Origin of the sequence: Streptococcus sp. HF-100 (assembly GCF_015594635.1) — a bacterium.
GTDB classification, from domain to species: domain Bacteria; phylum Bacillota; class Bacilli; order Lactobacillales; family Streptococcaceae; genus Streptococcus; species Streptococcus vaginalis.
Genome location: NZ_JADNQV010000002.1, coordinates 217599 through 236411 on the forward strand (window position 1 = coordinate 217599; position 18813 = coordinate 236411).

19 protein-coding genes and 2 pseudogenes are annotated in these 18813 nt (G+C 38.0%); 19 read left to right on the forward strand and 2 right to left on the reverse strand.

Going from position 1 to position 18813, the window contains the following annotated elements; genetic code table 11:
* The 5 genes from thrB (at window position 1) to IYQ23_RS03365 (ending at window position 5508) form a co-directional block, all read left to right on the forward strand.
* Window positions 1–867, forward strand: a complete 867-nt coding sequence (gene thrB / locus IYQ23_RS03345; RefSeq protein WP_195674067.1) for a homoserine kinase — start codon at window positions 1–3, stop codon at window positions 865–867.
* A 358-nt stretch (window positions 868–1225) separates the two neighbouring features.
* On the forward strand, window positions 1226–2155 hold the full coding sequence (locus IYQ23_RS03350; protein ID WP_195674068.1) for a hypothetical protein: 930 nt from the start codon (window positions 1226–1228) through the stop codon (window positions 2153–2155).
* 140 nt (window positions 2156–2295) lie between these two features.
* Entirely contained in the window at window positions 2296–3624 is a 1329-nt protein-coding gene (locus IYQ23_RS03355; protein ID WP_195674104.1) for a PTS sugar transporter subunit IIC, read from the forward strand.
* Window positions 3617–4459, forward strand: a complete 843-nt coding sequence (locus tag IYQ23_RS03360) for an alpha/beta hydrolase (protein WP_195674069.1) — start codon at window positions 3617–3619, stop codon at window positions 4457–4459. Before IYQ23_RS03355 ends, IYQ23_RS03360 begins: the two co-directional genes overlap by 8 nt.
* Before the next feature lie 254 nt (window positions 4460–4713).
* Window positions 4714–5508 (forward strand): aldo/keto reductase, encoded by a 795-nt coding sequence (locus IYQ23_RS03365; protein WP_324253107.1) that lies wholly within the window; start codon window positions 4714–4716, stop codon window positions 5506–5508.
* A 508-nt stretch (window positions 5509–6016) separates the two neighbouring features.
* Here IYQ23_RS03365 and IYQ23_RS03370 read toward each other — a convergent pair.
* Window positions 6017–6862 carry a LysR family transcriptional regulator gene (locus IYQ23_RS03370; protein ID WP_195674070.1) on the reverse strand — a complete coding sequence of 282 codons (846 nt, stop codon included), beginning with the start codon at window positions 6860–6862 and terminating at the stop codon, window positions 6017–6019.
* A 367-nt stretch (window positions 6863–7229) separates the two neighbouring features.
* Here IYQ23_RS03370 and IYQ23_RS03375 point away from each other — a divergent pair, with 367 nt between their 5' ends.
* The 6 genes and pseudogenes from IYQ23_RS03375 (at window position 7230) to IYQ23_RS09530 (ending at window position 11406) form a co-directional block, all read left to right on the forward strand.
* Window positions 7230–8468 (forward strand): MFS transporter, encoded by a 1239-nt coding sequence (locus IYQ23_RS03375; protein WP_195674071.1) that lies wholly within the window; start codon window positions 7230–7232, stop codon window positions 8466–8468.
* Window positions 8469–8562: 94 nt separating this feature from the next.
* A complete protein-coding gene (locus IYQ23_RS03380) occupies window positions 8563–8778 on the forward strand; it encodes a LysR family transcriptional regulator (protein ID WP_195674072.1) in 216 nt (71 codons plus the stop codon).
* Window positions 8779–8925: 147 nt separating this feature from the next.
* A complete protein-coding gene (locus IYQ23_RS03385) occupies window positions 8926–9453 on the forward strand; it encodes a LysR family transcriptional regulator (RefSeq protein WP_229311919.1) in 528 nt (175 codons plus the stop codon).
* 94 nt (window positions 9454–9547) lie between these two features.
* A pseudogene (locus IYQ23_RS09675) lies at window positions 9548–10291 on the forward strand (carboxymuconolactone decarboxylase family protein).
* A gap of 24 nt (window positions 10292–10315) precedes the next feature.
* A pseudogene (locus IYQ23_RS03395) lies at window positions 10316–10756 on the forward strand (cupin domain-containing protein).
* Between the two features lie 254 nt (window positions 10757–11010).
* Window positions 11011–11406 carry an NAD(P)H-binding protein gene (locus IYQ23_RS09530; RefSeq protein WP_225620254.1) on the forward strand — a complete coding sequence of 132 codons (396 nt, stop codon included), beginning with the start codon at window positions 11011–11013 and terminating at the stop codon, window positions 11404–11406.
* Between the two features lie 235 nt (window positions 11407–11641).
* On the opposite strand, the gene IYQ23_RS03405 is transcribed toward IYQ23_RS09530, so the two are convergent.
* Window positions 11642–12550 carry a LysR family transcriptional regulator gene (locus IYQ23_RS03405; protein WP_004224921.1) on the reverse strand — a complete coding sequence of 303 codons (909 nt, stop codon included), beginning with the start codon at window positions 12548–12550 and terminating at the stop codon, window positions 11642–11644.
* Window positions 12551–12743: 193 nt separating this feature from the next.
* Here IYQ23_RS03405 and IYQ23_RS03410 point away from each other — a divergent pair, with 193 nt between their 5' ends.
* The 8 genes from IYQ23_RS03410 to IYQ23_RS03445 all read left to right on the forward strand — a co-directional run bounded on the left by IYQ23_RS03410 (window position 12744) and on the right by IYQ23_RS03445 (window position 18750).
* Entirely contained in the window at window positions 12744–13550 is an 807-nt protein-coding gene (locus tag IYQ23_RS03410; RefSeq protein WP_195674073.1) for a dihydroorotate dehydrogenase electron transfer subunit, read from the forward strand.
* Window positions 13551–13559: 9 nt separating this feature from the next.
* The gene (locus IYQ23_RS03415) at window positions 13560–14501 is read left to right on the forward strand and encodes a dihydroorotate dehydrogenase (protein ID WP_021001614.1); all 942 of its coding nucleotides are present in this window, start codon (window positions 13560–13562) and stop codon (window positions 14499–14501) included.
* A gap of 314 nt (window positions 14502–14815) precedes the next feature.
* Window positions 14816–15511: an orotidine-5'-phosphate decarboxylase gene (gene pyrF / locus IYQ23_RS03420; RefSeq protein WP_004224883.1), complete on the forward strand. Its 696-nt coding sequence runs from the start codon at window positions 14816–14818 to the stop codon at window positions 15509–15511.
* Window positions 15504–15830, forward strand: coding sequence for an inorganic diphosphatase (locus IYQ23_RS03425; RefSeq protein WP_003042579.1), 327 nt, complete (start codon window positions 15504–15506; stop codon window positions 15828–15830). Before pyrF ends, IYQ23_RS03425 begins: the two co-directional genes overlap by 8 nt.
* Window positions 15831–15840: 10 nt before the next feature.
* Entirely contained in the window at window positions 15841–16470 is a 630-nt protein-coding gene (gene pyrE / locus IYQ23_RS03430) for an orotate phosphoribosyltransferase (protein WP_195674074.1), read from the forward strand.
* Window positions 16458–16931, forward strand: a complete 474-nt coding sequence (locus IYQ23_RS03435) for an ASCH domain-containing protein (RefSeq protein WP_229311921.1) — start codon at window positions 16458–16460, stop codon at window positions 16929–16931. The genes pyrE and IYQ23_RS03435 overlap by 13 nt, the downstream gene beginning before the upstream one ends.
* Before the next feature lie 77 nt (window positions 16932–17008).
* Window positions 17009–18538 carry a glycosyltransferase family 39 protein gene (locus IYQ23_RS03440; protein WP_195674075.1) on the forward strand — a complete coding sequence of 510 codons (1530 nt, stop codon included), beginning with the start codon at window positions 17009–17011 and terminating at the stop codon, window positions 18536–18538.
* Window positions 18535–18750 carry a YozE family protein gene (locus tag IYQ23_RS03445; protein WP_106100468.1) on the forward strand — a complete coding sequence of 72 codons (216 nt, stop codon included), beginning with the start codon at window positions 18535–18537 and terminating at the stop codon, window positions 18748–18750. The genes IYQ23_RS03440 and IYQ23_RS03445 overlap by 4 nt, the downstream gene beginning before the upstream one ends.
* Window positions 18751–18813 lie beyond the last annotated feature (63 nt).

Here is an 18813-nt window from a genome sequence, read left to right on the forward strand (position 1 = left end):
ATGAAAATTATTGTACCTGCAACGAGCGCGAATATTGGTCCAGGATTTGACTCGGTTGGTGTAGCTGTCAGTAAATATCTAACCATTGAAGTTTTGGGAGAAAGCGACCGTTGGCTAATTGAGCATGATTTGGAGCGGCGTATTCCTTCAAATGAACGGAATTTATTGATTAAAGTGGCGCGCAGAATTGCTCCAGCTATTCAACCTCATCATTTAAAAATGACAAGTGATATTCCTTTAGCGCGTGGTCTGGGTTCTTCTAGTTCCGTTATTGTTGCAGGAATTGAACTTGCAAATCAATTGGCAAATTTGCAGTTGTCAAATGCTGAAAAATTGAATTTTGCGACGAAAATTGAGGGACATCCAGATAATGTGGCACCTGCTATTTATGGTAATTTGACGATTTCTAGTTATTTAAACGAGAAAGTTTCAACTGTGGTGACGGAGTTTCCAGAAGTAAGGTTTATTGCCTATGTTCCAAATTATGAATTGCGTACTAAAGACAGCCGTGGCGTTCTTCCAAAAGGTTTATCTTATCGTGAAGCTGTCACTGCAAGCTCTGTAGCGAATGTGGCTATTGCCGCTTTAATGAAGGGCGATATGGTAACAGCGGGGCGTGCTATTGAGTCCGACCGTTTTCATGAGCATTTTCGCCAAGGTTTGATTAAGGAATTTCCAAAAATCAAGATGTTGGCAAAGAAAAACGGTGCGTATGCGACTTATCTATCAGGAGCAGGACCTACTGTGATGGTTCTAGCACCAAAAGACCAGTCGAATATGATAAAAGAGAAAATAGAAGAGCAACAATTTAAAGGACAAGTTTTTGACCTTCAGGTTGATTGCCGAGGCGTTCGAGTAGAAAAATGAGAAGAGAGTGAAGAGGGTGGAACAGAACTAATGAAACGAAAATTTAGTTCGTAATCCTACCTTCGTAAGGTTGCTCAATAGTCTGAGAGATTATTGAGGTGGCAGATAAAGAAAACAAAGTTTTCGCCCAAAGTGGCTCTTCCGAGCTTGAAAGGTGAACCGCTTGGAAAGCTCTATCTGCACCTCAAGGCAGTACTTTGAGCAATCAGTCGCTGCGTTGTTGATTTATTACATAGTATGCTTTTAGGTTGGGAATTTTTGTCCTAACCTCTTTTAATATTCTTACGAAAAATTCCCTCTTGTCTATTTATTCAAATGTATGCTATAATAAATAAAGAATATATAAAGGAGTCCGGCTATGAATAAACTTGATTTGCAGGCACTTGCGGATGAGTTGGGGTTGCAGTTTGATGAGACTTCATCTGTTATTTTTGGTCAAAAGGGTGGTTATACTTTCTATATTGAACAAACGAATCAAAAAAATCAATATTGTATTTGTTGTTCGGTAAAAAATGGTGAAGCATTACCGTCTTTGGAAGAATTTAAAGAATTGACGAAATCTTCTAAGGCTTTGAAAACTTATCAGGTTAATTTATATAAAGCAACTTTTTATATTAAAACTGGTATGACTAAAGGAAAAACACGTGAACATATTCGTCAGGGATTACAAGATATTATCGCGTTCTTGAAAGAAAGAAATCTGACGAATGTTTGCGAGCAGACAGGAAAAGCAGGGCAAGTAGATCTTTATCAAGTCGGAGGAAATCTTTTACTGCTTTCACCAGAAGCCTTTCAGGAATTAAGTTCGGATTTGTCTATCGCCAATCAAGCTTATGATCATCAAAAAGAAAGTATCTTAGCAGGTACAGTAGGGGCATTTCTGGGAAGCTTGATAGGGGGAATTGTTACCTTGGTGATTGCTCAACTTGGATATGTAGCTGTTGTTGCAGGGATTGTCATGGGAGTTTGTACAATCAAAGGATATGAATTGTTAGGTAAAAAGTTATCCAAAGTTGGGATTGCAATCAGTGTCGTGTTTATGTTTGTGATGATGTTGGTTGCACATCAATTTGACTATGCGATTCAGCTTGCAAAAGCAGAAAGTTTGGATGTGTTTACTGCCTTTACTTATTTGACAAATTATATTTTGAAAGGAAATGAAGTACATATCTCTTATTGGACAAATCTTGGTTTGCTATTATTATTCACAGGTGCCGGTGCTGTGGGAACGATTATTAGCGTTTTGTCTGCACAGTCACAAAAATATGTTACAAGAAAATTAGGGTAAAAGAATTCAAAGGTTTAGATTTTTATCTGAGCCTTTTTAGGTCTGATTAAAAAACATTGAATAATAAATATTCAAACATGTAGCATTTAATTTTAAAAAGGCTAATTGAATTGTCATCTCAACTATGCTACAATCAAGCTATGATGTTCAATAAATTAACCAGAAAAAGTCGTATAGATCAATACTTAATAAAAAAAATGATTGCCTTTCGGCAAATGAGTTTCATTAAAATTACACAAGAAACATTGGTATCGCTCTTTCCTTTTTTCTTGCTAACAACGACAACAATGGTTTTGTCAGAGTCGGTTTTTTCAGTAAATGGTTATATTAACAACCTATTCAGCGTTCGCTCTTGGTTTCCTCATTTTTCAACTATTAGCTTAGTTACGACAAATTTCACCTATCTGATAGGGGGATTGGCAGGACCATTAGCGACTTATTTTAGTGCAAAATACACAGCTGGTTATTATGGTCGTAGTACGGGGACAGCTGGGATTACAGCCTTTATTTTTAGCTTATTAGTTAATTCGCGCGAATTATTTTCGGTGGTTTTAAATGACGGCGCTTTGACGAAAATCAATCTTCCTGTCAATATCAATCTAATTGTTGCGATATTGATTGGTTATGTGGTGGGACAAATTTTTCGATTTTCAAGTCCGAATGATGACCACATTGTAGATGAGCATTTTATTTATTACCCTAAAACGTTGCGCCCTATCTTTTGCTCGTTTGCTCTGGCTGTCTTGGTTAGTTTTCTCATTAATCTGGGCAATCGACACAATGTTTTTTCAACAATTGCAAATTTTTTGTCAGGCTTAATTGTCAATAGAAACAATATCTTTGTCATTGAAATGAATACTGCCTTACGGACTTTTAGTGCTTGGATTGGAAATAGTAATCCATTTAATGACTTGCCATTTGTCAACGACTCCTTTGCCTTGGATAATCTCAATTATGCTTTGAAATATCATACTACAACAGGGGTACCTTATCTCTTTTCAACGACCAATCTGTATGATGCTTATGGAACATTTGCGGGACTGGGCGGAGTTTTAGCTCTTCTCGTAGCTATTCTCTGGAAATCTCGGAGTGACAAAGACCGAGATGTGAGTTTGAAAAGTATTTTTCCTTCACTTTTTAACCATGGTGTAGCCTTTATGGTTGGGATTCCTATATTTTTCAACTTTCTATTTTTAATCCCTTTTATCCTCGTACCAATGCTGAATGTCTTTGTAGCTAGTATTTTTCTATATTTTAGAATAATGCCTCCGGCTGTTTATCCAGTTCCTAGCGGAGCGCCAAGTGTACTCTATGCTTTTATTGGGACAGGCGGAAGTTTGCGAGCATTAGCAGTAGGAATTTTCATTTTTATTATCGATGTTCTTATTTATATCCCCTTTGTGAGATTTAATGACCGGATTCATGAGGAACTCAGACAAATGGATCAGAAAGGAGGCGAACATGACTAAAAAGATAAAAATAGTGCTGCTGACTGTTCTAATTTTTTTGATAGGACTAGCAGTTCCCTCTTATAGTTGGACGAGAAAAAACATTGATCAAATTGCTAAATTTTATAATGCTCGGATGTCGCCAATCATTATGATACCAGGTAGTTCTGCTACGGAAAACCGCTTTGACAGCTTGGTTCAAAAGCTCAATCAAAGACATCGTGGCGTGAAGCATAGCTTGCTCAAAGTTAAGGTCTGGAATGACGGACGAATTACATATAGCGGATCTATCGCAGCGAATGATAACGAGCCAATTATTGTAATTGGTTTTGAAAATAATAAAGATGGCTATAGTAACATCAAAAAACAAGCCAAAATGGTTGACGTTGCCTTTGAAAATCTCCAAGGAAAATACAATTTCAATAATTTTAAGGGCTTGGGTCACTCGAATGGTGGTTTAATTTACACAGCTTTTATTGAAAATTACCTCGGCAGCTATGATGTGGAATTGAAGAAATTGATGACAATAGGAACACCTTATAACTTTACTGAAATCAATATCAACAACAAAACTGAGATGTTAGCTGATTTTATTAAAAATCGCAAAAATATTCCGACCACTTTAGCTATGTATTCTGTTGCAGGAACCATTACTTATGATTCAGACGAATTGGTACCAGATACGAGCGTGAGTGCAGGGAAATATATTTATCAGGGGCAAGCAGCGCACTATACTGAAACCACAGTCACAGGTGCGGATGCCCAGCACTCGGACTTGCCAACAAATGATGAGGTTGTCTCCTTAGTCCAAGAGCGCCTTGTAGATAGACAAAACCAGCGAAATCAAAGAAATTGAGAAGGAGTAGGACAGACGACTAGGGCTGCTGACACAATCATGGTCATCTATCCTAATCTCCTCTTTTTGTTGTTATAAATTATGAATCGGACGATAATTTGCTATTCATTTTTTGCATACCCACTCTGAAATTTTGCTATTGTACTTTTTCTGAAAAGAGCGTTATACTTATGATAAAAATTGCTAAAAGAGGAAATCACATGCAAAATATAACCTTAAACAACGGTGTCGAAATTCCAATTTAAGGTTTTGGAGTGTACCAAATTGCTCCCAAAGATACCAAGAGTGCTGTGCTAAATGCTATCAAGGCAGGTTATCGTCATTTTGATACTGCTCAAGCCTATGCCAATGAAAAGGAAGTAGGCGAGGCGATTCGAGAGTCTGGGATTGATCGCAAAGAGTTTTTCATCACTAGTAAAGTCTGGTTATCCAACTATGGATACGACAAGGCTTATGCCTCGGTTTTAGAATCTCTTGACAGAATGGAGTTAGATTATCTGGATCTTATGTTGCTCCACCAACCTTTTGGTGACTATTATGGTGCCTACCGTGCTTTGGAAAAACTTTACAAAGAAGGAAAACTTCGAGCGATTGGTGTGTCTAATTTCTATCCAGATCGTCTCAGCGACATTGTAGCTTTCAATGAGATTACACCACAAGTCAATCAAGTGGAAACTCACCCACTGAATCAACAGATATTCGCACAAGAAAATATGATAAAAAATAAGGTGCAAATTGAATCTTGGGCTACTTTTGCAGAAGGTCGTGGTGACATTTTCAACAATCCAATTCTCAAAAGTATTGCTGATAAACATGGTAAATCCACTGCACAAGTCATGGTTCGCTGGCAAGTTCAACGGGGAATTGTTTGCTTGACTAAGTCTTCACGTTTTGAGCGAATGAAGGAAAATATTGATGTTTTTGACTTTGAACTCAGTGCAGAAGATATGGCAAAGATTGCAAGTATGGATACCCAAACCAGCCTTTTCTTTAATCATCAAGAAGCCAGCACAGTAGATCTCTTTTTAGGATTTCTGGGGAGAAAATGAAAACAGGATTTTCGTTTGATTTCAGAAAATAACTATGCTGGTGTTCATTCAGATAACATTTTAATAACAATTGGGTATAATTGCTTGATTTTCGCTTGAGGAAGATTATTATATATGTAAGTAATCTGATGTAAAGAATGCTTTATTATAATTTTTGAAAGGTTATCTAATGTTAACTCCAAAATTTAGTCTATTTGTTCTTGCTAGCTATTTTATCTTACCAATTATTGCATTGTTATTTCCAAACAAATATGTTAAATTAATCATATTTGATATTTCTATTAGAAAATATTTTGGTGATAGGTCTGTATATAAAGGGCAAGTATTTTAACTGATAGCCTTATCTTACAATACAATAGTAACAATAGTACCAAGAAAAAAGCCTAACTTTTTATTTTGATTGAGTTGGGCTTTTTCATCTTATTCAGTTTTAATATTAGAACGATATTGAGTTGATTAATAATCTTATTTTATAGTGAATATATCTTGTTTTTTTCATGAGCATGGACTATTTAGTTTTCACCAACTCCTGTAAAATAGCTTTGTTCTTCTTCAAAACGGAAATGTAGAAAGTCTTGGTAGCTTCTTTGTCCGAGATAGGAATCTGGATACGTTGGCTATTTACAGTGGATTCTTCAGTGTTTTGTTGAGTAATATTGGTAGAAAAAGTTGGTAATGCAGAAGCATTTACTAAATCAACAAAGGCTGCCCGATCTTTTTGAACAATAAACTTTGTTTGCGTCAGTTGATTGACTAATGGCTGCCAAATGCCTAGATCCGAGCGCAGCAGCATAGTCAAATTAGCCAATTCTGCAAGCTTTATCTCTTTTCGTGTGGCATACGGGTGAGTCAAGGGAACGGATAAGTAAAGTTGCTCCATGAAAAGATCCATGGAAAGAATATGCTCTTTTTTGATAGGATAGTCTGTTACAATGAAGTGAACGTTTTCATCGTCCAGAGCTTTCTCCAATTCGTCATTCGTCTTTTGCTCAATTTGAATGTGTTGCTCCAAGCCCTTTTCTTTTATACGACTTTCCAGTTCAAAGATGGCTCCCGGTGCATTAACACCACCAAAAATAATACTTTCTTTTAATGCAAAATGTTGTACATCATCGAGAAATTTTTGTTTTTGTTTCAGGAATTTTTGGGTTAGTTTAACTGTTTGATGACCGGTTTCCGTGAAACTTAATTTATTTTTTCTTCGCTCAAAAAGAATAACTCCCAATTCATCTTCAAGCATTTGCATATTTCGAGTTAAGGATGGCTGAGAGATGAGTAGGACGTCGGCTGCTTTAGACAAGGTTCCCTCCTGTGATAAAACAATGAGTTGCTCCAAGTGTTGTAAATTCAGCATGATGTCTCCTTTTTGATTAATGAGTTGGACAGCTTTGACTATAGGTAAAATGAATACCAGTATCATCTATCGTTATTGTACAATTTTTCATTTATCTTGTAAAATGAGAGCAGAGAGCAGCACAAGTCGTTCAAAACTATTTTTTAAAAGCTCTTGACAAATCTATTTATCTATCTTATACTTAATACAATTAATACAACTTTAATCATGTCCCGTGAGGCATAAAAGTAATCGTTAAAATGGATTAAGGTGCTAATCTACTATTTTACTGTAAACTTTTGGCTCAGGACTTCCTGAGCTTTTTGATTTTTAGGGCTGTATTCAATTAATAAATGTAGTCTGTGAGCTACGATTAAGGAGAATGTGCATGTCTTTAGACAAAAATAATAAGCGAGCATTAGTTGCTGCAATTGTTGCATCAGGAACAGACGACTTAAATGTCATGTTCTTAGCTTTTTCGATGTCGTCTATCATTTCAGAATTGGGCGTTACAGGAGCCCAAGGGGGCTGGATTGCGACGATTACCAATCTAGGAATGTTGGTTGGTGGTTTGCTCTTTGGTATACTGGCTGACCGTTATCACAAGTTCAAAGTCTTTAAATGGACGATTGTTATTTTTTCATTAGCGACAGGGCTGATTTACTTTACACAAAATATTTATTATCTCTATCTCATGCGTTTCATTGCTGGGATAGGTGTTGGTGGAGAGTATGGGGTTGCCATTGCGATTATGGCAGGTATTGTTCCTATTGGAAAAATGGGGCGCATTTCATCTTTGAATGGAATTGCAGGGCAAGTTGGTTCTATTACTTCAGCACTTTTAGCAGGTTGGTTAGCTCCCGCACTTGGTTGGAAGGGGCTTTTCCTCTTTGGACTTGCGCCTATTGCCTTGGTTTTGTGGATGATGTTAGCGATTGATGATGATCATATCCGAGATAATGGCAATGTGACATTAAAAGCAGAAGGGCGTCAGTCTGTTAAAATGAGCGAATTGTTTAAAACACCAGCTCTAACAGCTCAGACGTTAGCACTAATGGTCATGACGACGGTACAAATTGCTGGATATTTTGGGATGATGAACTGGCTTCCAACCATTATCCAAACAAGCCTGCATATTTCTGTAAAAGATTCCTCACTTTGGATGGTCTCAACGATTTTGGGAATGTGTCTGGGAATGCTCACTTTCGGTCAAATCCTTGATAAATGGGGACCAAGATTTGTTTATTCAATCTTTCTTTTAGCTTCTTCTATGTGTGTTTACCTCTTCCAATTTGCCAATTCAATGCCAGCCATGATTATCGGCGGTGCGATTGTCGGTTTCTTTGTAAATGGAATGTTTGCGGGCTATGGCGCGATGATTACGAGATTGTATCCAGCTCATATTCGCTCCACAGCTAATAATGTCATCTTAAATGTCGGACGAGCAATTGGAGGCTTTTCATCTGTGATTATTGGGAAAATTTTAGATGTTTCAAGTGTCTCAATGGTTATGATTTTCCTAGCAAGTCTTTATTTGATTAGCTTTGCTGCCTTGTGGACGATTAGGAACTTAAAAGCAGAACGTTACACACAATTAGGAGAAGAATTAGTCGTAAAAGAAGCGTAATATACCAAGTTTTAATGAAAGTCTGTTCATTTGAATGACAGGCTTTTTGCATTTCATGATATAATGAAATCAGGCAAGTATAGGAGGAAATGGGATGAATTTTAAACAGCTGTCGTATTTTCAGGATATTGTTCGTACAGGGAGTTTTACAGAAGCAGCAGAAGAAAATTTTATTTCGCAATCGGTCATGTCCCAACAGATGAAGTCGCTGGAAGAGGAGCTTGGTGTGATCCTTTTTGAACGCAAAAATCGCGGATTTCATTTAACGAGAGCTGAGAAATTTTTTATCAAAAAAGTCAACGGTTGCTAGAAGATTATAATGGCTTGGTAGCTGATACACAAGTTTTGACAGGAACACAGCCAGTTTCCATGCGGATAGGTCTATTGTGGGGAATGGACAGAAAGCGTACTGCCCCAGATTTTAGCTGAATTCAAAGAGCGTTTTCCAAGTGTTCAGTTGGAGATCATGGTAGGAAGTCATGAAGAGATTGGCACGGCACTGCGTCAGCAAAAGTTGGATATGACCATTAGCGACCAGCAAAAAGCATTTTCTGGCAATTATGCGAATATTTGCTTAACTTCTTTCCCGCTTTATATCAGAGTTGGACATACTCATCCTTTATCCCAATCAAAATCTGTTCAGATGAAAGACTTGCAGGTCTATCCAGCTTTGTTATTAGCTGTGAAAGGACAGGAAAAGATAGAATCTGATTATTATCGTGACAATCTTGGTTTTCAGTCGGAATTTAATTTTGCTTATTCTCCAGAAGAAGCAGCATTGCAACTCATGGTTTCTACTGCTTATTTTCCTTTTGAAAAAATGACTACTAAGGCAACTTCAAACCTTTATTGCGAATATTGCGAATTTCCTCTTTTGCAGAATCAGCAACCGATAGAGCGAGACTATTTTCTTTTTTATCATTTGGAGCATGCTCATCCTTACACAGAAGATTTTTTAGAAATTGCTAAACGTTATTTCAGATAAGTTTTTCTTATCTGATTTTTCTTGCAATTCAAATTGATTTGTCAAAAGCAAAGCCGTACAATAAGAAATGTAAAGAAGAAAGTGAGGAAATGTCATGGATATTGATAATAAAGTCTCTTTTCCGGATTTGCTAGGCTTATCTGAAACGGATCCAGAATTTGTTGCACTCTTTAAACAATTCGCTTTTCAGGAAGTGCCGAAAGACCTCCCCTTCTCATTAGATGAAAGAAGATATTAGTTAGCCATTTTAGCTGTTTTAGTTGGCAGTCAAGGGCTTGAAGCCTACAAAGAGATTCTTCCCGTTGCTTTGGACAATGGGGTGAAAGCTGTGGAAGTCAAAGAAATGCTGTATCAAGCGGTTGCTTATCTAGGTCTTAGTCGGGTTTATGCCTTTTTCGCACCTACGAATACGATTTTTACCAATCAAGGAATGTCACTTCCTTTGGCTAGTCAAAAAAACACGAAAAATCAAACTCGCTTAGAAGCTGGTGAAGAAGCTCAGATTGCAATTTTTGGCGACCAGATGAAGGGCTTTGCGACAAAGGGAGAGCCGGATGTACGCCATATCAACAAATGGTTAGTCGATAATTGTTTCAGTGATTACTATACTCGCTCTAGCCTTGATTATGCTGAGCGTGAATTGCTGACATTTTGCTACCTTTATTCTCAAGGGGGCTGTGAACCGCAGTTGAAGGGACATATTGCAGCCAATCTTTACTTGGGAAATGATAAAACGTTGTTAATTGCAGTCATCTCTGCCTGTATCCCTTATATCGGTTATCCGCGTACTCTCAATGCACTTAGCTGTATCAACGAAGTTGCAAATGCACAACAGTAAATTTATCACAAAGGAAGTAGAAAAATGAAATATCAAACAAAAGAAGCCTTTGATAAGGCAAATCATTTCGGACTTGGTACATCAAATGATGCTTATGCTCAATACTTTATCGGTCAATCGTATCTAAATGCTCTCGGTGCAACAAAGGATGGTGTGATTGCCCTTCATAATGTTACTTTTGAGCCTGACTGTCGAAATAATTGGCATATTCACCACGCTAGCAAGGGTGGTGGACAAATTTTGATTTGTACGGCTGGTGAAGGCTGGTATCAAGAAGAAGGTAAAGAAGCCGTTAGTTTATCTGAAGGCTCTGTAGTGATTATCCCCGCGAATGTAAAGCACTAGCACGGTGCGAAAAAAGATTCTTGGTTCAGTCATATAGTGCTTGGTGTTCCTGGGGAAGATTTGTCAAATGAATGGTGTGAAGCCGTTTCAGACGAAGAATATAATCAATTAAAAGATTAGAAAGTTACTGTTAGAATGAAGAGAGTTCTTATTTTAGAAGCCAATGGGCAAATTGCTCGTTTGGTGATTCCAAGATTATTACAGGAAACAGATGTACATTTGACGCTTTATTTGCGAAAAATTGCTCGTTTATAGTCACTTGCAGGTGAACGAGTGGATGTTCTTGAAGGGGATGTCAATGATTTTGCAGCCTTGACAAAAGTTATGAAAGGTCAAGATATGTCTACGCCAATCTTGGTGGACAGTTTGAGCCTATGGTAGCAAATATTGTTAAAGCAATGGAAGAAAATCAAGTTTCTCGTTTGATTTATGTAACAGGCCTTGGTTTGTATCACGAAGTTCCAGGAGAGTTTGGTCGTTGGGTAGAAGAAAGTATTGGTTCGGATATTATGGACGATACTCGTCGCGCAGCGAAAATCATTGAAGAGTCTACTGTTAATTATACGATTTTACGCGCCGCATACATGACAAATAATCCTGAAATTGACTATGAATTAACAGAAAAAGGGGAGTTTTACAAGGGAACAATCATTTCAAGAGTAAGTATTGCGGATTTGATTGTTCGTATCATAAAAGAACCGTCTTTACACAGTTATGCTAGTCTAGGCATTTCAAAGCCAAGAACAGACGGCGATAGACCTATGTATTAAAGAAAATAGCACAAACCTATGGTAAGAAAGTTTGTGCTGTTTTTATTTGTGAGCTTTCAGATCATTCTATCTATGGAATATAGTCCGCCCGCTGGGTAGAAAGACGAGAATTGTAGAAAAAACTCCCACCGCAGTACAATAAAAGGATTCAAGCCTATTGTAAAGCGACAGGAGAAAATATAGCATAAAAATTTCATTGTTTATCACATATAAGAGTGGAACAGATGGTTATGATTTACTTATCAAATTGAACTTCTTCTAACAGGTACTCAATGAATTTATCCCCCATTTTAGACAAACTAGCTTTTTCGTGTTTGATATAAACCAGCTCAATAGGGTCATCAATATCTAGCGGAATGGAAACAATATTGTCACCGTTGAGATTGCTGTTGAGAATACCAGTTGCGATAGTGTAGCCGTCAAGACCGATTAAAAGATTGAAAAGGGTTGCTCGGTCACTGACAACGATGGATTTTTTATGGTGTTCTTGGGATAGGATTTCTTCTGAAAAGTAAAAGGAATTGTGGGTGCCTTGGTCATAGCTCAGATAAGGAAAATCTTCTAGATCAGCTAATTGCACCAGTTTTTTCTTTGCTAGAGGATTGCTCTTGCTGACAAAGATATGGGGCTGTGCGGTAAAGAGATGAGTGGCAATCAAGTGATTGTCATCTAGCATTTTGGAGAGGACATCGCGGTTGTAGCTGTTGAGAAATAGAACACCAATTTCACTACGGAAATTTTTGACGTCATCAATGATTTCCCAAGTTCGGGTTTCCCGCAGGAAGAGCTCGTACTTTTCCATGTCACTCTTTTTGAGCAGAGATACGAAAGCATTGACCACAAAGGCGTAGTGTTGTGAGGAAACGCTGAAAAGTTCTCGATTAGCAACGGGATTTTTATAACGTTCTTCCAGCAGCTGGGTTTGCTCTACTACCTGACGAGCATAGGAAAGAAATTCCATGCCGTCCTTAGTCAAGGTAATGCCTTTGGGATTGCGGATGAAAATCTCAATACCCATTTCATTTTCCAAATCACGCACAGCATTAGATAGACTGGGCTGGGTGATGAATAATTGTTTGGCAGCTTCGTTCATACTGCCCGTTTCGACGATTTTGATAATATAATGTAATTGCTGAATTCTCATAAGCCTATTTTATCACATTAGCATTGACAAAACACTTGTTAAGTTGTAAAATATGTTAAATTTAACCTTTAAGAAAGTCCAGCGAGGCTTCCAAGGTTTCAGGTGAAGGAAGAGTGGGAGCAGTCTACTCTCTATTTTCGTGAGACCTTGCGTGTGTGTGCGAGGTCTTTTTTGGTAAAGAAATGAGGTAGAAATGGTAAGTAGTTCGTGTAAGAAAAGATTTGGAAAAATCATGTTGGAAAAGATGAACATTGTGCATCAAGAGGAAATTGCTCCGCGAATTTTTGCTATGGATTTACAAGGGGAAATGGTTAGCCAGATGAAGGCTGGGCAGTTTCTACATATTCGAGTCCCAGATGATACAAAGCTTCTACGGCGACCTATTTCAATTTCAGAGATTGATAAAGAGAGAAAAATTTGTCGGATTATTTACAGGATAGAAGGGGCAGGCACAGAAATTTTTTCTAAATTGCAGAAGGGTTTTCAGTTGGATGTCATGGGTCCTCAAGGAAATGGGTTTGATTTATCTGGTTTGGACATTGAAGATACAGCCTTAATCATAGGAGGCGGTATTGGTGTTCCGCCCTTGCTGCAGGTAGCAAAAGAATTACATAGCAAAGGGGTCAAGGTCACTTCAGTTCTTGGATTTGCAACAAAAGCCGCCGTTATTTTGGAAGAAGAGATGAAAAAATATGGTCGTGTCATCGTAACAACAGATGACGGTTCTTATGGTCGCAAAGGCTATGTTTCCTCTGTTGTGAATGAGTTGTCAGAAAGTTTTACAGCGGTTTATGCTTGTGGAGCTCCCGGCATGCTCAAATATGTTGATGAAACATTTCGTAGTCATCCGCGAGCTTACATTTCTATGGAGTCACGAATGGCTTGTGGAATGGGAGCTTGCTATGCTTGCGTACTTCATGTGGCTGGTAAGGATCAATCAGTCAATAAGCGTGTCTGTGAAGACGGTCCAGTTTTTGCGACTGGTACAGTTTTGGTGTAGGAGGTGAACATGTCGAAAAATCGTTTAGCAGTTTCTCTTCCGGGTTTGGAACTGAAAAATCCAATTATTCCAGCTTCGGGCTGTTTTGGTTTTGGTCAAGAATATGCCAAATATTATGACCTAGATGTGCTTGGCTCGATCATGATTAAAGCAAGCACGCAGAATCCTCGTTTTGGCAATCCGACACCGCGCGTGGCGGAAACACCAGCTGGTATGCTCAATGCTATTGGTTTGCAAAATCCTGGTGTAGATGTGGTGTTAGCAGAAAAGCTTCCTTGGCTGGCTCAACATTATCCTAATCTGCCGATTATTGCTAATGTTGCTGGATTTTCTAATGAAGAATATGCTTTTGTTGCGGGAAAAATTTCTCAAGCACCAAACGTTAAAGCAATCGAACTCAATATTTCTTGCCCTAATGTGGATCATGGCAATGGAGGATTATTGATTGGGCAGGTGCCGGATTTGGCGTACGAGGCTGCGAAGGCAGCAGTAGATGTATCGGAAGTGCCGGTCTATGTGAAATTGACACCTAGTGTAGCAGATATTACGCAGATAGCTATGGCAGTTGAAGCTGCAGGAGCAACAGGCTTTACTATGATTAACACTTTGGTTGGCATGCGGTTTGACTTAAAAAGCAGAAAACCCATTATTGCAAATGGAACGGGTGGGATGTCAGGACCAGCTGTTTTTCCAGTCGCCTTGAAGTTAATTCGTCAGGTAGCTCAATCCAGCAGTTTGCCAATCATTGGTATGGGTGGAGTAGATTCAGCAGAAGCAGCCATTGAAATGTTTATTGCGGGAGCATCAGCTATTGGTGTTGGCACGGCAAATTTCACTGACCCTTATGCTTGTCCTAATATCATTGAGAACCTACCTAAAGTTATGGATAAGTATGGCATTGAAAGTTTGGAAAGTCTGCGAGCAGAAGTTAGAGAAAATTTTCTTGCTTAATTGATGTTTTACTTGACAAGAGATAAAGTAAATTATAAAATAATTGAAATAAAACCTTTAAAGAAGTCCAGAGAGGCTACTAAGGAAGATACGGTTAAAATGGCAGTTGCTGCCAATTTTCGTGTAACCTTGCCTCGGGCAAGGTTTTTCTATAGCTCGTAATAAGGCAAATTTAGAGCTATTGATGATTAGCTAGTGCTACTAAGCAACTTCACCGTTTGATGTAGTATAGTCAGTATTGAAAGGTGGCAGAGCTATAGATTCTGTCAAAAGGTTAAAAATGGCGAAAAGCCTATAAAAAAGGAGAAGAATCCATGCGTGAAGAACGTCCTATTATTGCCCTTGATTTTCCGTCATTTGATGATGTCAAGGAGTTTTTAGAGCATTTTCCAGAAGACGAAAAGTTATATGTCAAAATCGGTATGGAATTTTTCTATGCCATTGGGCCGGAAATTGTGCATTATCTGAAAGGTTTGGGACATAGCATTTTCCTAGATTTGAAATTGCACGACATCCCAAATACAGTGCGCTCTGCCATGTCAGTTTTGAGAACCTTTGGGATTGATATGGTGACGGTTCATGCGGCAGGTGGCGTGGAAATGATGCGAGAAGCCAAGAAGGTTTTAGGTAATCAGGCAAAGCTAGTAGCAGTGACTCAGCTGACTTCTACCAGTGAGGAAGATATGCGGGATTGCCAAAATATCCAAACAACTGTTTCAGAATCTGTTGTCAACTATGCCTGCAAAGCTAAGGAAGCTGGACTGGACGGAGTTGTTTGTTCGGCTCAGGAGGTTAAGCTGATTAAAGCCGCAACATCAGAAGATTTTCTGTGCGTCACTCCAGGTATTCGACCAGCTGGTTCTGAAATCGGGGATCAAAAACGAGTTATGACGCCGCAAGAAGCTCATCAAATTGGTAGTGATTACATTGTGGTTGGGCGTCCAATCACACGAGCAACTGATCCAGTAGCTGCTTACCGAGCTATAAAGGCGGAATGGGTGAATGGTTAGAAAAATCTATCGAGCAATCATTGACAGACCAATAGGTTACAAAGACAACTTTGGCAATTGTTATCCTATCAACTATGGTTATATTCCGGATTTATTTGCTGGAGACGGCGAAGAACAAGATGTTTATATCATTTCGGAAAAAATACGAGAACCTTTGGAATCTTTTGAAGGAGAATTGATTGCTGTTATTCACCGACAAGATGATGTGGAGGATAAGTGGGTACTGACCTCTACAAATGAGAATATTACCATAGAAGATATTAAAGAAAAGACATATTTTTTGGAACAATATTTTGTTTCCACTATTGAATTATTGTAAGGGAGAAATCATGACTTTAGAAAAAGATATTGCCCGTGACTTACTGAACATTGAGGCTGTTTACTTGAAACCGAAAGAACCTTTCACTTGGGCAAGCGGTATCAAGTCTCCAATTTATACAGACAATCGTGTGACCTTGGCCTATCCAGAAACGCGAACGTTGATTGAAAATGGCTTTGTAGAGAAAATCAAGGCTGAATTTCCAGAAGTAGAAGTGATTGCTGGAACAGCGACAGCGGGTATTCCTCATGGTGCTATTATTGCAGACAAGATGAATTTGCCCTTTGCCTATATTCGTAGTAAACCAAAAGATCATGGGGCTGGAAATCAGATTGAAGGTCGGGTAAAATCAGGTCAAAAAATGGTCGTGGTTGAGGATTTGATTTCAACTGGTGGTTCTGTTTTGGATGCCGTTGCTGCAGCAAAGCGAGAAGGTGCAGATGTCATTGGAGTGGTGGCTATTTTCACTTATGAATTACCTAGAGCAGAAAAGAATTTTTCAGATGCAGGTGTGAAATTAGTAACCTTATCTAACTATACTGAATTGATCAATCTGGCAGAACAAGAAGGCTATGTTTCAGCAGAAGGTTTGGCTCTACTTGAGAAATTTAAGCATGATCAAGAAAATTGGCAGGGATAAGAAAGATAAATCTAATAGAACTAAGTAGGAAGTATCCTCAGGCAGAAGTTTGGGCACATCCAGATGAATTTCCAGACTTATATGATTTGACATTGAGAGGAATTAAGCAAGCGACAAGTTCTTGGTTTGAAGAGTATGAAAAAGACAAGGTATCGTTACCTAAAGTTGGAGAAGTCTCCATCATGCTAGATAGAATGGAGAATCCTAGTCGAGCCTTGGTTATGGTGACAAAAAAAGTTCTTGTCCGTCCCTTTCATCAAGTGACAGCAGAAGAAGCTTTTGTAGAAGGGGAAGGCAATCGTAGTTTAAGAGATTGGCAGGCTATTTTTGGTGATTATTGGCGTAAAACCTTGCCAGAAGAAGGATTAGAATTTTCAGAGTCTGGTTTGGTTGTTACAGAAATTTTTACTGTTTTAGAAGATTATCTTTTAGACAATGAAGAAAACGGACGTAGCAAGTAATTAGACGTTAAGCAGCAATCTGACGATTGTTGTTTTTTTAAATAGCGAAACACTGTAGATTTTGTTATAATATCCCTATGCTAAAAATGTATTCTTTTTTCTTTTCGGCTTTGCAAAAAATTATGTTACTGATTGGCTTGCATTGGTTTTTTACTGCGATTAGTCATCTAGGGACAATTTCAAGTCTTGCTTTGATTGGAACAGTCATACTAGTATTTCTAGCTTATCGTTATCTAGAAAATTTAAAAAAATGCTACCACTACCTGATGAAGCACAAAGTTGTTATTATGATAGCGGTAATTATATTTCAGTTAGCAATGCTTTTGTCTGCTCAGTTGCTGATTCGGCGAGATGCAGCAGTTGTTTTCAACGGTGCTTTCAAATACTTAAAGGAATCTTCTATTTCCAGTTATTTGACACGCAATCCTAATAACTTTTTTCTCTTTTTATATGAGCGCTTTTTTTATAATATCTTTGGAAGCTCGGCTTTATGGATTTTGCAGGGATTAAATATATTTTATGCTGATATAACAGCACTCATTTTGTACAAGGGAATGAAAAAATATGTGAGCAAGCCTGCTGCTGATATGACATTTAGTTTGTATGTCTTGCTAGTTGGCTTTTCACCTTATTTTTATTCGATGTACACGGATATATGGCCTCTTCCGCTCATTGCTTTACAAATATTCTTACTTTTTGATTTATTTGAACTTCAATGGCAGGATAAGAGAGGACTCTTCATAAAGACAATCGGATTGGGCTTGATAAGTGGTCTTGCAGTTCTGATTCGACCAACTGTGTTGATTGTCATTATGGCAGGTTTTATGTTGCTATTTTTCAAAAAGGAATGGAAGAAATTTATCCTAATCTTTTTCACCTTTCTCTTATCATTTGGCGTAGCTTCTATCAGCGGAAACTATCTGAAAGCGACGCAAAGAGAAGTGACATTGATACAAGAGAAAGGATTGTCTAAAAGTCCTCTGCTCTTTATTGACTTAGGGTTGACTTTTATTGGACACGATCAAGAAGACATGAAAGAGGGTTTGCTTCAATACATTGATGTGGATCAGAGAGAACAGTATAATAATGGAATGTTTAAGCAAGAAAATGTAAAAAAAGAAATCAAACGACGTTTAAAAGAGTATTCATTTTTTGGATTTCTCAATCATCTTTACTATAAGCATTCATTAACTGTTTCAGAAGGAACTCTAGGCTGGTTGTATCGAGATGTGGAATATGAAAAAACGCCCTATATTTCTCCTCTTTATCCTTATACAAAAAAGAATCCTGTGGCGCAGTTTATCAGAACTTATTTTCTGAGTGTCGATAAGAATGAGTATCGGTATTATGAGATTGTGAAGCAGGTTATTTGGATTGTGATGAGTCTGGGTCTTGTTTTTGCCTTGTGGAAATATCGTGCAGATGATAAACTCAATATGCTCAGTCTTGCAGTCTTTGGTGGTTTGTTGTTTTTGCTCATTTTTGAAGGTGGAAAGACGCGGTATTTAATACAATTTTTACCGCAAATCATCATATTGTCTGCATTAGGATTGACTAAATATTTACCGGATTGGTTAAAAAGTAAGAAAGGAGAAAAGATAAAATGAGAAAATCGTTTTACACTTGGTTGATGACGGAGCGCAATCCCAAAAGCAAAGCACCGAAGGCGATTTTAGCAGACTTGGTGTTTCATGAAACAAATTTCCCTAAGCACACGGCTGATTTTGATGAAGTTAGCCGTTATTTGGAAGAACATGCTGACTTTTCCTTTAATCTTAGCGATTTTGATGCGATTTGGGAAGACTATCAGGCTCATTAGTTCGGAGAAATGATAGAATTTTCCGAGTTACTTTGCTATAATAATAGTAAATAATGTGAAGAA